The following is a 14,331-nucleotide window of genomic DNA, read 5'->3' on the forward strand; positions in this document are numbered from 1 at the left end:
TTCTTAGGGGGTTGGACGTAGGTAACTGCGTCTGACTACCCGACAACCAGGTGCGGCCTTGGGCGTTGGGACGTAAGAACTGGTTATTTGCAGGTTCGCTGCGTAGTGGTCAGCGAGCGGCAAACATCATGACTTTAATCCAGTCAGCAAAGCTGAATGGGCTGGATCCGTATGCCTATTTAAGTGATGTGCTGAAAAGATTGCCGACCCATAAAGTGACCCAAATAGAAGAATTGCTACCACACCGCTGGAAATCCAACTCAAATTAAAAAATAGACATGAGGTTCAGCGGACGCTTACGGCTAAAGATAAAACATAAATGCTTAAGGAATAATAATAATATTCACACGACGATTCAGCGCTCGATTTTCCTTGCTGCTATTTTCTACCAGAGGTTGTGATGCACCGCGACCCATGCTCTGAATATTTTGAGTTTTAAACCCTGTTTCGATAAAAATCTGGCTAACTGTTGATGCGCGTTTCTTCGAGAGTATTTGGTTGTAGCTTGGGTCACCAATATTGTCTGTATGTCCAACCACTTTAATTTTATTTAAATTGTATTGCTGTAGCTGTTTAGAAAGCGCTTCGAGTGCGGATTTTTGAGAGGCTTGAATATAGTCAAACCGCTTATTTACCCATACACTCGTTAAAGAAACGACTAAAAAGCTTATCTATTGAGTTAACCAACCATTTTTTCCTTTTTGCTTTCACCCATGCCCACATTTTTTCAATAGGATTAAGGTCAGGACTATAAGGTGGTAACCAAAGTATTTGATGCCCATGTTGGCTTAATAGATCTTGTATATCTTGTCGTTTATGGAAGGCTGCATTGTCCATGGCAATTACACTATTCGAGGGTAATTCTGGTAATAAAAACTTATCTACCCAAAAATGAAATACATCCGAATTTACTTTGCTATCAAATAAACCCACTGCAAATAATTTACCCTCATGGATTGCTCCTATTGCATTGGTTTGATTTTTTAATTGCCAATTATATGTTCCATAACAAGGAGTTCCCTGTTTTGAATAACCATGAGGTCTATGTTCATGAGATTTAAATCCACTTTCATCAAGATAGATGATCGGGTGTTGATACCTTAATCGGTTTAAATCTTTTAAATACTGCTCTCTGAGTTCTGTTTTTGCTTTCGGGTGCCGTAAGGTCTTTTTTTAACTGTGATATTTAGACGCTTGAGCGCATCACCAATTGTAGAAGTACCACAACCAAAACGAGCAGCGCGTTCATATTGATAATCATCAGGATATTGCTCAACATCTGCACGTAAGGCATCATCATCAACTTTAGATGGTTTTCTTGGTCGAGTTCTTTTTATTTCGATTCGCTTTTTCCATTCGACAATTGTATTTTTATTAAGGCTCTAGACTAACATATCTATTCTGCTAGTCTAGAGCCTTATTAATTTCGAAGTGCTGAGCAACCGCTCGGATAGATTGACCTTCTTCAAGCTTGGCTAATATTTTCTTTCTAAAATGTATTGGATAACTCATATCAGTATTGTATTGGTTTTTTGGCGTGCGGACTATATCGGATTGCTCAAATCCAAACAATAATTTTCAGGCAGTCTCAGCGTCCAGCCTTCTTCGTTCAGGGTAAAGCCTTGTTTCTTCAGCATGCGTGTTTGCTTATAGTTGAGGTACCCTAAACTCAGGCAGTCAGATAAAGCAGTGATAAGCATAAATTTGCAAACATGTTTTAACATGAGGGTTCCTGATCAGGATTTATGCAAGGTGTGATATACCACCCTTGAGCTAAGTTTTTGGCTTTATACATGGCATTGTCTGCTTCAGCAATCAAATCTTCAGGCGTTGTTGCACATTTTGAGAAAGCAACGCCAATACTGAAACTAAAATGAATCTGTTGTTGATCAAAAGACAACGGGGCTTTACTGCATTCGATTAAATGCTTGCAAATTAGTTCTAAATGATCATAGTGTTTGATATTACGAAGCAGAATTGCAAACTCATCACCACCTAATCGTGCTATCACATCGTGGCTTCTGACATTCTTTTTTAAGCGTTGAGCCATTTCTTTGAGCACGGCATCACCTGCTAAGTGCCCATAAACATCATTAATGTTTTTAAAGTTATTGTTGTCGATAAAAAAGAGAGCTGTCTGGTTTTTCTCGGGGTGCTCAAATTGATTGAACAAAATATTGTAAAAATAATGACGATTCGGGAGTTTAGTTAACTGATCATGCAACGCTTGATGTGATAACTGAGAGTTTTCGCTTTGTAGTTTTTCATTGGTACGCTGCACTTTATCTAATAAATTAGGACTTACGCACTATTATTTATAGATTCTCTGTGGTAGCAGATGATTTTTATCGAGAATAAAGTCATCAATGAAGTTTTTGATAACTGGTCTAAATAATTTCTTCTGCCAACGATATACATTTTCAAAGATCCGCTCAAACTGGTTCTTTTGTATCTCAACGTAGGCCATCAAGGCTGAAAAAATATGATTCGAAATCAGTTTAGATCGTCTTACTTGAAACTTTTCAATATGACAAACCTGTTTAATCACTCGGTGATATTGTTCTATTTTCCAATGACTTGAATGTAATTCATGAAAACCCTCAAAGGACAATAAATCATCTTCATCTTGATGCACAATATAAAACCTCTGCTGTTCTTTTAACTGAGTCTTAAATAATTGTACAAAGCCAAAATCTTTGAGCCAGACCACTTGACCCTGATGGAAATTCGGCAATAAACGCAGTTGAAACCATTGTCCTTTTTCTGGGGAAACCTTACGGTTACAGTCGATACCAAACATAAATCGAATACCATATTTTCTTATGGTTTTTAGATTTCCAGTCGATGAATACCAACTATCACCTGTAATAAATTGAATCTTTGCACCCCAACTGAGTACTTCACTTAACATATCCATAAAGTAATCATTCTTGGTTTTACTTTCAGATTTGTCATAAATTCGGAAATTAATTGGAATATTTTGACCATTCTGATCTGTCGCATACAAGGTAATGAGATTAATACCCTTGACGGATCGGTGGTGTTTGCCTGACCAAAAATAGCTAACCAAGTCCATATGTTGACTATAGGGTTTATCTAAAACAGTATCATCAATACTGACTATAAGTTTATTATTATCAATATGTTGAATTGCTTCTTGATATAGGTCGTGAGGTGTGTAGTCTTCACGTTCTAGAAAGCGATTTACACTATCATGCGAGATGTTATAAGTCTCGGCAAGTTGTGTGCAGCTAATAGAGTTCGGTTCTGTCATGAGAAAGCCCATATAAATGGGTAATGTACAAGTTGCTGTAGAAGCATGTTTAATTCGTCTGATCACAGATACTTTATAAAGTATTTTAATACTTTTTTGAATCCGTCAATGCGTAAGTCCTATAAATTATTAAATGCACCACTGATGACGCGAAATTCATAAATGGGAGATGATGGAAGACGTGCTTGATATTGAGTATCAAGATTAAGGCTTTCAACGGTATTGACCATGGGTTGAATCGAGTGCATCAGTTTTTGATAGGTTGAATGTACCAACCACAACATAATCAACAGGATGACAAAAATTCCAACGGAGAGACAAATCAAAAGCTGAAAGAAAAAGCTCATGAGTTGGGTAGCACTTCCGTAAATGATCAATGTCCCGTACTGGTTGTTTTGATGTTTAATGGTGCGTGTCACAGGGTTTGTAACTGCTAATTGAAATCTACTTATTTCTATACTATTATATACAACATGAGTAAATATGTAAGCATTAGCGTTGCAGCTAAAACATTAGGTGTTTCCATTCAAACATTAAGGCGTTGGGATGAAGAAGGCACTTTGGTTGCAGATCGAACCCCTAAAAATCATAGACGATATGATCTGAGTAAGATCACGCCTGAGCAAATACACAAGCCCGATAGTCAACTTCAAAGGAAAACCATTGCATACGCAAGGGTATCGAGTCATGACCAAAAAGAAGATTTAATTCGACAGCAACAAGTTCTTGAAATGTACTGTGCAAATCAAGGTTGGACGTTTGAATTAATCTCCGATCTTGGTTCGGGTATGAACTATAGAAAAAAAGGCTTAAATAAGCTGCTAGAAGCAATCATGAATGATGAAATCGGACGTTTGGTTTTAACGCATAAAGATCGCTTATTGCGGTTTGGTGCTGAGTTGGTTTTTGCCTTATGTGAAGCTAAAAGCGTGGAGATCGTCATTCTTAATAAGGGTGAAAATTTGTCTTTTGAGGAAGAACTTGCTCAAGATGTTTTGGAAATCATTACAGTGTTTTCGGCAAGATTATATGGTAGTCGTAGTAAGAAAAACCAAAAGTTAATACAGGCAGTCAAAGACGCACTATGAGCCGATTCATACGAGGGCATGTAATCCAATTACTGCCAAATAATAAGCAAGCAAGTCATTTCGCTCAAGCGAGTGGTGTTGCTCGTTTGTCGTATAATTGGGCTTTAAAAGAATGGCAACGTCAATATAAAGCAGATAAGGAATATAGAGATCAGTGTGACTATTATGGCGTTCAGGTGGATAAAAAACTTCTAAATAAACCATCCGAAGCTAAAATAAGAAAGCACTTAAACTCGTTCAAGCGTGAGAAATACCCTTTCATGCTTAAAGTGACCAAATGTGCGCCACAACTTGCGATTAAGCAATTGGGTAGTTCATTTGATCGTTTTTTTAATGGTCAATCCAAATATCCAAAGCCTAGAAAAAAAGGCGTAGATGATCGCTTCTCATTATCAAATGACCAATTCAGCATTAAAGATAGAAAAATTAGTATCCCAAACTTGGGTTGGGTAAAAATGACTGAGGATTTGCGTTATCAAGGAAAAATATTATCAGCGAAAATATTTAAACAGGGTGGTAAGTGGTTTGCTTCGATTGCTGTTGAATTAAATCAGCCTGAGAAACTTCACCCCAAAACAGGTTTATCTGTTGGTATTGATTTAGGTGTTTCCAGTCTTGCCACTTTATCTAATGGCGAGGTTGTTCCATCAAGTGCGCCACTAAAGAAACAGCTTGCCAAGTTAAGACGACTTGCTAAGTCTTTTAGCCGTAAAAAGAAAGGTAGTCAAAACAGAGAAAAAGCGAAAACCAAGCTCTCTCGTTTGCACTACAAAATATCATGCTTGAGAAAAAACAATCTTCATCAAGTCACATCTGATTTAGTTAAGCGATTCGATCTGATTGCGATTGAGGATTTAAATGTGAAAGGTATGGTACAAAACCGTAAGCTCTCAAGAGCCATATCGGATATGGGCTTTTATGAGTTCAAGCGACAGTTGATTTACAAGGCTAAACAGCATGGCAAATCAATACTTTCTGTTGGACGATTCTTTCCAAGCAGCAAGATGTGTTCGAATTGTGGTGAATTAAACCAAAACCTGACACTTGCAATGCGTGAGTGGCGATGTTCATGTAACACCCTGCATCACAGGGATATTAATGCTGCCATCAATATTCTAAAACATGCAGATAAAGAATTGGTGGCTACATAAGCCACCAATGGCGGTGAGTTACACCGTGACAGCCTATGGAATTGAGGTAATCCCAAGCGCAATAGCAATTGGTTCTTGATGATGAAGTAGGAATTAAACATTAAACCCACGTAAGTAGGTTTAAGTAGGTTTTAAATAACGGTTAAATAAATTTTGTATTTAAAAGCTGTCATTATTCATTTTGCTTGGCAGCGAAAGTGAGCTTATTTTAACGAAAAATAAACAGTGATGGTTAAAATTGCTTTAATAATCGACAAAAATCACATTTTTGACCAAAAAATATGCGCTTGAAATAAAATAATAGAAAAAGTTGTTGCAAGGGATTAGAAATGCTGTAGAATGCACATCCATCGGTGGTGATGTTGATTAAAACTTGTTGAGAAACAAGGATTTAGCCCAAGCGGTAGAATCTGAAAGTCTTGAATAAGTTTGAAAATAATTAACAAAACCAGTTGACTTCTTCTTGAAAGAGAGTAGTATAGCCGACCTAGCTTGCTGATGACGAATCAGTAAGAAGATCATTAAGAGATTATGAAGAACAACTTGTGTGGATTTTTACTGATTGATCGATCGAAAATATTTCATTGATTGAATGGTAAAAATTACTCGAAGTTTATTTGAGAAATATTTGTCAGAAAATTGATGAGCCAAGATTTGTAGCCATAAGCTACTAATGATTTTTAACTGAAGAGTTTGATCATGGCTCAGATTGAACGCTGGCGGCAGGCTTAACACATGCAAGTCGAGCGGGGAGATGTAGCTTGCTACATTTCCTAGCGGCGGACGGGTGAGTAATGCTTAGGAATCTGCCTATTAGTGGGGGACAACATTCCGAAAGGAATGCTAATACCGCATACGCCCTACGGGGGAAAGCAGGGGATCTTCGGACCTTGCGCTAATAGATGAGCCTAAGTCAGATTAGCTAGTTGGTGGGGTAAAGGCCTACCAAGGCGACGATCTGTAGCGGGTCTGAGAGGATGATCCGCCACACTGGGACTGAGACACGGCCCAGACTCCTACGGGAGGCAGCAGTGGGGAATATTGGACAATGGGCGAAAGCCTGATCCAGCCATGCCGCGTGTGTGAAGAAGGCCTTTTGGTTGTAAAGCACTTTAAGCGAGGAGGAGGCTACTTAGATTAATACTCTAGGATAGTGGACGTTACTCGCAGAATAAGCACCGGCTAACTCTGTGCCAGCAGCCGCGGTAATACAGAGGGTGCGAGCGTTAATCGGATTTACTGGGCGTAAAGCGTGCGTAGGCGGCTTCTTAAGTCGGATGTGAAATCCCTGAGCTTAACTTAGGAATTGCATTCGATACTGGGAAGCTAGAGTATGGGAGAGGATGGTAGAATTCCAGGTGTAGCGGTGAAATGCGTAGAGATCTGGAGGAATACCGATGGCGAAGGCAGCCATCTGGCCTAATACTGACGCTGAGGTACGAAAGCATGGGGAGCAAACAGGATTAGATACCCTGGTAGTCCATGCCGTAAACGATGTCTACTAGCCGTTGGGGCCTTTGAGGCTTTAGTGGCGCAGCTAACGCGATAAGTAGACCGCCTGGGGAGTACGGTCGCAAGACTAAAACTCAAATGAATTGACGGGGGCCCGCACAAGCGGTGGAGCATGTGGTTTAATTCGATGCAACGCGAAGAACCTTACCTGGTCTTGACATAGTAAGAACTTTCCAGAGATGGATTGGTGCCTTCGGGAACTTACATACAGGTGCTGCATGGCTGTCGTCAGCTCGTGTCGTGAGATGTTGGGTTAAGTCCCGCAACGAGCGCAACCCTTTTCCTTATTTGCCAGCGGGTTAAGCCGGGAACTTTAAGGATACTGCCAGTGACAAACTGGAGGAAGGCGGGGACGACGTCAAGTCATCATGGCCCTTACGACCAGGGCTACACACGTGCTACAATGGTCGGTACAAAGGGTTGCTACCTAGCGATAGGATGCTAATCTCAAAAAGCCGATCGTAGTCCGGATTGGAGTCTGCAACTCGACTCCATGAAGTCGGAATCGCTAGTAATCGCGGATCAGAATGCCGCGGTGAATACGTTCCCGGGCCTTGTACACACCGCCCGTCACACCATGGGAATTTGTTGCACCAGAAGTAGGTAGTCTAACCGCAAGGAGGACGCTTACCACGGTGTGGCCGATGACTGGGGTGAAGTCGTAACAAGGTAGCCGTAGGGGAACCTGCGGCTGGATCACCTCCTTAACGAAAGATTGACGATTGGTAAGAATCCACAACAAGTTGTTCTTCATGACGATGTATCTGAGGGTCTGTAGCTCAGTTGGTTAGAGCACACGCTTGATAAGCGTGGGGTCACAAGTTCAAGTCTTGTCAGACCCACCAAATCTGACTAACAAGCATTATTAAATGCTGAATACAGAAAAACAGAAACATTGACTTATTGATAAGCTGGGGACTTAGCTTAGTTGGTAGAGCGCCTGCTTTGCACGCAGGAGGTCAGGAGTTCGACTCTCCTAGTCTCCACCAAATTTCAAGACAAGAAAACTTAAAGCACTGCTTTAAGGCTTTTCCTTGAAATTTAAGCAAGAAGCTATGCTTCGCGCAGATAGGTTGGATTATAGAATTTAGTAAGTTGAAGCTTATTAACTTCTGTGATTTATCACAGTTTCCTGACCTGACGAAGGCTGGAAAAATCATTAACAGAATATATTTGAGTTGAAATAATTTGTTCATACTCGTTTTTAAGATCGACATTAACAGTGATTTATTACTGATTGATGAAGATTGAAGAAATGAGTTACTAGCGAAATTAACTGAATCAAGCGTTTTGGTATGTGAATTGAATTGAAGCTGTACAGTGTTTAAGTACACAGAACAACAAACTGTAAGGAAGTGATGAGAAATCATCATAGACTGTCTTAATCCTACTTGTAGGGATTAACGACTGTTTGGGGTTGTATAGTCAAGTAATTAAGTGCATGTGGTGGATGCCTTGGCAGTCAGAGGCGATGAAAGACGTAATAGCCTGCGATAAGCTCCGGGGAGGCGGCAAATATCCTGTGATCCGGAGATTTCTGAATGGGGAAACCCACCTGTCATAAGGCAGGTATCGTATGATGAATACATAGTCATACGAGGCGAACGAGGGGAAGTGAAACATCTCAGTACCCTTAGGAAAAGAAATCAATTGAGATTCCCTCAGTAGCGGCGAGCGAACGGGGAAAAGCCCATTAAGTCATATCAGTTTTAGTGGAATGCTCTGGGAAGTGCAACCATAGTGGGTGATAGTCCTGTACACGAAAGGGCTGATATGATGATGTCGAGTAGGGCGGGGCACGTGAAACCTTGTCTGAATATGGGGGGACCATCCTCCAAGGCTAAATACTCCTGACTGACCGATAGTGAACCAGTACCGTGAGGGAAAGGCGAAAAGAACCCCTGTGAGGGGAGTGAAATAGATCCTGAAACCGCATGCATACAAGCAGTGGGAGCCGACTTGTTCGGTGACTGCGTACCTTTTGTATAATGGGTCAGCGACTTACATTCAGTAGCAAGGTTAACCGCATAGGGGAGCCGTAGAGAAATCGAGTCTTAATAGGGCGTTTAGTTGCTGGGTGTAGACCCGAAACCGGGTGATCTATCCATGAGCAGGTTGAAGGTTGGGTAACACTAACTGGAGGACCGAACCCACTGTCGTTGAAAAGCCAGGGGATGACTTGTGGATAGGGGTGAAAGGCTAATCAAACTCGGTGATAGCTGGTTCTCCCCGAAAGCTATTTAGGTAGCGCCTCGGACGAATACCATTGGGGGTAGAGCACTGTTTCGGCTAGGGGGTCATCCCGACTTACCAAACCGATGCAAACTCCGAATACCAATGAGTACTATCCGGGAGACAGACTGCGGGTGCTAACGTCCGTAGTCAAGAGGAAAACAATCCAGACCGCCAGCTAAGGCCCCAAAATTATAGTTAAGTGGGAAACGATGTGGGAAGGCATAGACAGCTAGGAGGTTGGCTTAGAAGCAGCCACCCTTTAAAGAAAGCGTAATAGCTCACTAGTCGAGTCGGCCTGCGCGGAAGATGTAACGGGGCTAAAACTATATGCCGAAGCTGCGGATTTGCAATTTATTGCAAGTGGTAGGGGAGCGTTCTGTAAGCCGATGAAGGTGTATTGAGAAGTATGCTGGAGGTATCAGAAGTGCGAATGCTGACGTGAGTAACGACAATGCGAGTGAAAAACTCGCACGCTGAAAGACCAAGGGTTCCAGTCCAACGTTAATCGGGGCTGGGTGAGTCGACCCCTAAGGCGAGGCCGAGAGGCGTAGTCGATGGGAAATTGGTTAATATTCCAATACTTCTATGTAATGCGATGAGAGGACGGAGAAGGTTAAGTCAGCCTGGCGTTGGTTGTCCAGGTGGAAGGTTGTAGGCATGTATCTTAGGCAAATCCGGGGTACTCTATGCTGAGAACTGATAGCAAGCTGTACTTGTACAGTGAAGTGGCTGATACCATGCTTCCAGGAAAAGTCTCTAAGCTTCAGTTACATAGGAATCGTACCCGAAACCGACACAGGTGGTCAGGTCGAGTAGACCAAAGCGCTTGAGAGAACTCTGCTGAAGGAACTAGGCAAAATGGTACCGTAACTTCGGGAGAAGGTACGCTGCCGACGGTGATAGGATTTACTCCTTGAGCTATTGGCAGCCACAGAAACCAGGCCCCTGCAACTGTTTATTAAAAACATAGCACTCTGCAAACACGAAAGTGGACGTATAGGGTGTGATGCCTGCCCGGTGCTGGAAGGTTAATTGATGGGGTTAGCGTAAGCGAAGCTCTTGATCGAAGCCCCAGTAAACGGCGGCCGTAACTATAACGGTCCTAAGGTAGCGAAATTCCTTGTCGGGTAAGTTCCGACCTGCACGAATGGCATAATGATGGGGGCGCTGTCTCCAGCAGAGACTCAGTGAAATCGAATTCGCCGTGAAGATGCGGTGTACCCGCGGCTAGACGGAAAGACCCCGTGAACCTTTACTGCAGCTTGACATTGAACTTTGATCTTACTTGTGTAGGATAGGTGGGAGGCTTTGAAACCGAGACGCTAGTTTCGGTGGAGCCAATCTTGAAATACCACCCTGGTAATATTGAGGTTCTAACTCTGTCCCGTTATCCGGGACGAGGACCATGTCTGGTGGGTAGTTTGACTGGGGCGGTCTCCTCCTAAAGAGTAACGGAGGAGTACGAAGGTGCGCTCAGCGTGGTCGGAAATCACGCGTAGAGTATAAAGGCAAAAGCGCGCTTAACTGCGAGACCCACAAGTCGAGCAGGTACGAAAGTAGGTCTTAGTGATCCGGTGGTTCTGTATGGAAGGGCCATCGCTCAACGGATAAAAGGTACTCTGGGGATAACAGGCTGATACCGCCCAAGAGTTCATATCGACGGCGGTGTTTGGCACCTCGATGTCGGCTCATCTCATCCTGGGGCTGAAGCAGGTCCCAAGGGTATGGCTGTTCGCCATTTAAAGAGGTACGCGAGCTGGGTTTAGAACGTCGTGAGACAGTTCGGTCCCTATCTACCGTGGGCGTTGGAAATTTGAGAGGATCTGCTCCTAGTACGAGAGGACCAGAGTGGACGAACCTCTGGTGTACCGGTTGTGACGCCAGTCGCATCGCCGGGTAGCTATGTTCGGAAGGGATAACCGCTGAAAGCATCTAAGCGGGAAGCCTACCTCAAGATAAGATTTCCCTAGGACTTTATGTCCTCTAAAGAGCCGTTGAAGACTACGACGTTGATAGGTTGGATGTGGAAGCATAGTGATATGTGAAGCTGACCAATACTAATTGCTCGTGAGGCTTGACTATACAACACCCAAACAGTTGGTGTTGTGGTTCAAATCACTGCAAACAACTTGATTTAGTTATAAAGCTAGATAAAATATCCAACTCAAATATACCTGTTAATAACTCATTTGATGAAAGTTAGGCATACACAATGTGTGAATAAGACCCAACGAATAGTCATAAACAGTTGTGCTGGCGACAATAGCAAGAGTGAACCACCTGATCCCTTCCCGAACTCAGAAGTGAAACCTCTTAGCGCTGATGGTAGTGTGGAGTTATCCATGTGAGAGTAAGTCATCGCCAGCTCATTAATTCAAATCCCCCTAACTCAAATGAGATAGGGGGATTTTTTTATGCAAGGAAGGTTGAAAATAGGGAAAAATAAGTAAGCGTCCGCTAAACACACCTTATGAATTCGTCCTATAAGCCTTAATTTAGTCCTCACTTAAAAACAAGTGGGAACTTAAATTTATGACTACAAATAATCAGACATCCATCGCATCTCTTACGATAATACGAAGAACATATAGTGCTGAATTTAAACAGCAGATCGTTCAGGCGTGTAAAGCATCGGAGGTTTCAATTGCTTCGGTCGCTTTGCAACATGGATTGAATACAAATCTTGTATCCAAATGGATTCGCTTAATTGATGCTAAGCCAGGGAATGATCGCTCACTACTACCGAATAAACCTGCATTTATTACCTTATCTTGCTCCGCACCATTAGATCCTATCCCTACTGGCATGTTAACGGTTCAAATTACTTTACCCCACTCAAAAGCAGAAATTGGCTTGAAATGGCAAGTATCAGAAATATCTGCTTTAGCAGAATTACTCAAGGCACTTACAACATGATCCGTATCGATGAAATCTGGTTGTCTACCCAGCCCATGGACATGCGTGCAGGTATGGATACGGCCATGGCTCAGGTGGTGAGAGCCTTTGGCTACATTAAACCGCATTGTGCTTACCTGTTCTGTAATAAACGTGGCCATCGCATGAAAGTGCTGGTACATGATGGACTGGGGATCTGGCTGTGTGCTCGGCGGTTGGAACAGGGCAAATTTCACTGGGCTAAAGTTCATCAGGGTGAAACCCTTGCACTCAGTCCAGAACAGTTACAGGCACTGATCCAGGGTTTGCCTTGGCAGCGCATTGGACGACAGCAAGTGGTCACAATGCTCTAAACTAGCTTGGTCCATTCTGCTATTCTCCAAACGTTCTATTTCATTCTTCTCATGACCTCAGGCATACTGCGGTCATGAATACACTGCCTGATTTAAGCCAACTGACCCATGAACAACTGCTGGAATTTACCCGGCAGTTGGCAATGCAGCATCAGTCTTTGGCACAATCAAATCAAGAATTAGAAAAATCAAACCAGCAATTGGATGCCAAAGTTCAACATCTTTCCATTCTCACGCAAAAATACGAGCATGAGCTCGCACTATTTAAACAGCACAAATTTGGCAGTAAAAACGAACATCTCACCGCAAAACAAATCCATCTGTGGGATGAAGCGGTCGAAGAAGATATTGCCGCTGTTGATCTGGAACTGGAACGGCTGAATGCAGATAAAACTGATGCAGCGACACACAAAGCCACAGTCAACAAACCTAAACGTCGACTGCTGCCCGATCATCTACACACCATCCGTATCGAGCATGAACCAACATCAACCCAATGTGCTTGTGGCTGCACCTTGCGTCGTATCGGCGAAGATATCAGTGAAAAACTACATTTCAGACCGGCACAGTTCTATAAGGAACAGCATGTGCGTGGCAAATGGGTCTGTGATCAGTGTGACACCCTGACTCAGCAAGCGATGCCCGCCTATGTGATTGATAAAGGCATTGCTTCACCTGAACTGCTCAGCCATGTGCTGGTATCGAAGTATGCCGATCATTTACCGCTGTACCGTCAACGTCTGATCTATCAGCGGGCGGGAATCGAGCTTTCTAGATCAACGTTATCTGACTGGATAGGTCGCTGCGGTGTGGAACTGGAACCTCTGGCCAATGCTTTAAAACAGGTGGTGCTGCAACAGCGGGTGATCCATGCCGATGAAACGCCGGTCACCATCATGCGGATGAGTGATGATGAGAAAAAACCGAAGAAAGGTTATGTCTGGGCCTATGCCACTACACAGTACAATCCAGTTCAAGCGGTGATCTATGACTTTCAGGATAGTCGTGCAGGCCAGCATGCTGAAGCGTTCCTGAAAGACTGGCAGGGCCATCTGGTCTGTGATGATTACAGTGGTTATAAAGCACGCTTTAAATCAGGCCAAGTCATTGAGGTGGGCTGCATGGCGCATGCTCGTCGTAAATTCCATGAACTGCATGTGACCAAGAAAAGTCAGGTCGCTGAACAGGCCTTAGTGCTGATTCAGAAACTGTATGCCATAGAAGCAGAACTCAGGAGAAAGACCGATGGTACAGCAGAACAGCGCCGCGAATACCGACAACAGCATAGTCAACCGGTGATGCAACAACTGTATGAATGGCTCAACCAGCATCAACTGACGGTGCCATCGAGTTCTCCAACCGCCAAGGCCATCAATTACACTCTGAAGCGTTGGCCAGCTTTAAGCCGCTATCTGGATGATGGCAATCTACCGATTTGCAATAATTGGGTGGAAGTGCGACACGAAGTCGCTTAATGAAGTTGTTCCCCCCTGCGGGAACCACCCGTGTCACCGGGTGAATCTAGAAGGCTGAATAAAGAGCGCCTTCGACAATGTAACGAGGCACCGCAAGGTGCGGGGTATCAATCGTGAGAGGCGTACCCTTCTGGCAGCCATAGCCGGACAAGGGCTAGATAATCGGTATGGTGAACACATGTGAATCTGCGTAACGATCGTTAAGTTGAACGAGCGGAAATGGCTGATACGCTCGAACCAAAACGGTAATGGAGGTGGGAATTGCGTCTTTCGACTACGCATTCGTGACCCATACGCCTCCCGGTCGATAGCAGGCACCTAAGCCGATGTACTTCAGTAAGCGGAACG

Annotated in this window: 6 protein-coding genes, 2 tRNA genes, 3 rRNA genes and 6 pseudogenes; 11 read left to right on the forward strand and 6 right to left on the reverse strand. The window is 43.3% G+C overall.

From position 1 onward, the window contains the following. Positions 1–41: 41 nt before the first annotated feature. Positions 42–269: pseudogene (locus tag AC4CU3_RS12115) on the forward strand (transposase domain-containing protein); the annotation flags it as partial. Positions 270–323: 54 nt separating this feature from the next. On the opposite strand, the pseudogene AC4CU3_RS12120 reads toward AC4CU3_RS12115, so the two are convergent. The 6 genes and pseudogenes from AC4CU3_RS12120 to AC4CU3_RS12145 form a co-directional block, all read right to left on the reverse strand. Beyond that, positions 324–614 (reverse strand): annotated as a pseudogene (locus AC4CU3_RS12120) (OmpA family protein); the annotation flags it as partial. 13 nt (positions 615–627) lie between these two features. Further along, positions 628–1,101: pseudogene (locus AC4CU3_RS12125) on the reverse strand (IS630 family transposase); the annotation flags it as partial. Positions 1,102–1,118: 17 nt separating this feature from the next. Then, positions 1,119–1,512 (reverse strand): annotated as a pseudogene (locus AC4CU3_RS12130) (IS630 transposase-related protein). A gap of 205 nt (positions 1,513–1,717) precedes the next feature. Further along, positions 1,718–2,293, reverse strand: a pseudogene (locus tag AC4CU3_RS12135) (GGDEF domain-containing protein); the annotation flags it as partial. A gap of 18 nt (positions 2,294–2,311) precedes the next feature. Then, entirely contained in the window at positions 2,312–3,340 is a 1,029-nt protein-coding gene (locus tag AC4CU3_RS12140; protein WP_176537626.1) for an IS701 family transposase, read from the reverse strand. Between the two features lie 53 nt (positions 3,341–3,393). Next, positions 3,394–3,621, reverse strand: coding sequence for a hypothetical protein (locus AC4CU3_RS12145; RefSeq protein WP_490738244.1), 228 nt, complete (start codon positions 3,619–3,621; stop codon positions 3,394–3,396). 126 nt (positions 3,622–3,747) lie between these two features. Here AC4CU3_RS12145 and AC4CU3_RS12150 point away from each other — a divergent pair, with 126 nt between their 5' ends. From AC4CU3_RS12150 to tnpC, 10 genes and pseudogenes are all read left to right on the forward strand, one after another. Then, positions 3,748–4,362 carry an IS607 family transposase gene (locus tag AC4CU3_RS12150; RefSeq protein WP_005402019.1) on the forward strand — a complete coding sequence of 205 codons (615 nt, stop codon included), beginning with the start codon at positions 3,748–3,750 and terminating at the stop codon, positions 4,360–4,362. Next, positions 4,359–5,513: an RNA-guided endonuclease InsQ/TnpB family protein gene (locus AC4CU3_RS12155; RefSeq protein ID WP_005402020.1), complete on the forward strand. Its 1,155-nt coding sequence runs from the start codon at positions 4,359–4,361 to the stop codon at positions 5,511–5,513. Before AC4CU3_RS12150 ends, AC4CU3_RS12155 begins: the two co-directional genes overlap by 4 nt. Before the next feature lie 681 nt (positions 5,514–6,194). Continuing rightward, a 16S ribosomal RNA gene (locus AC4CU3_RS12160) occupies positions 6,195–7,732 on the forward strand. A 61-nt stretch (positions 7,733–7,793) separates the two neighbouring features. Next, positions 7,794–7,870, forward strand: a tRNA-Ile gene (locus AC4CU3_RS12165). A gap of 68 nt (positions 7,871–7,938) precedes the next feature. After that, positions 7,939–8,014 (forward strand) — tRNA-Ala (locus AC4CU3_RS12170). Positions 8,015–8,448: 434 nt separating this feature from the next. Continuing rightward, positions 8,449–11,342 (forward strand): 23S ribosomal RNA (locus AC4CU3_RS12175). 170 nt (positions 11,343–11,512) lie between these two features. Then, positions 11,513–11,627, forward strand: a 5S ribosomal RNA gene (rrf, locus tag AC4CU3_RS12180). Together the 16S, 23S and 5S rRNA genes with 2 tRNA genes alongside form the textbook arrangement of a ribosomal RNA operon. A 165-nt stretch (positions 11,628–11,792) precedes the next feature. Further along, on the forward strand, positions 11,793–12,176 hold the full coding sequence (locus AC4CU3_RS12185; RefSeq protein WP_490738245.1) for a transposase: 384 nt from the start codon (positions 11,793–11,795) through the stop codon (positions 12,174–12,176). Next, complete coding sequence (gene tnpB / locus AC4CU3_RS12190; protein WP_058951667.1) at positions 12,173–12,508, forward strand: IS66 family insertion sequence element accessory protein TnpB; 336 nt, start codon at positions 12,173–12,175, stop codon at positions 12,506–12,508. Before AC4CU3_RS12185 ends, tnpB begins: the two co-directional genes overlap by 4 nt. 74 nt (positions 12,509–12,582) lie before the next feature. After that, positions 12,583–13,962 (forward strand): annotated as a pseudogene (tnpC, locus tag AC4CU3_RS12195) (IS66 family transposase); the annotation flags it as partial. Between the last annotated feature and the right edge of the window lie 369 nt (positions 13,963–14,331).

Source organism: Acinetobacter sp. 802_lipA, assembly GCF_058242885.1.

Coding starts and splice junctions, on each gene's coding strand:
- AC4CU3_RS12155 (WP_005402020.1), top strand. CDS start 4,359: ATGAGCCGATTCATACGAGGGCATGTAATCCAATTACTGCCAAATAAT.
- AC4CU3_RS12185 (WP_490738245.1), top strand. CDS start 11,793: ATGACTACAAATAATCAGACATCCATCGCATCTCTTACGATAATACGA.
- AC4CU3_RS12145 (WP_490738244.1), bottom strand. CDS start 3,621: ATGAGCTTTTTCTTTCAGCTTTTGATTTGTCTCTCCGTTGGAATTTTT.
- AC4CU3_RS12150 (WP_005402019.1), top strand. CDS start 3,748: ATGAGTAAATATGTAAGCATTAGCGTTGCAGCTAAAACATTAGGTGTT.
- tnpB (WP_058951667.1), top strand. CDS start 12,173: ATGATCCGTATCGATGAAATCTGGTTGTCTACCCAGCCCATGGACATG.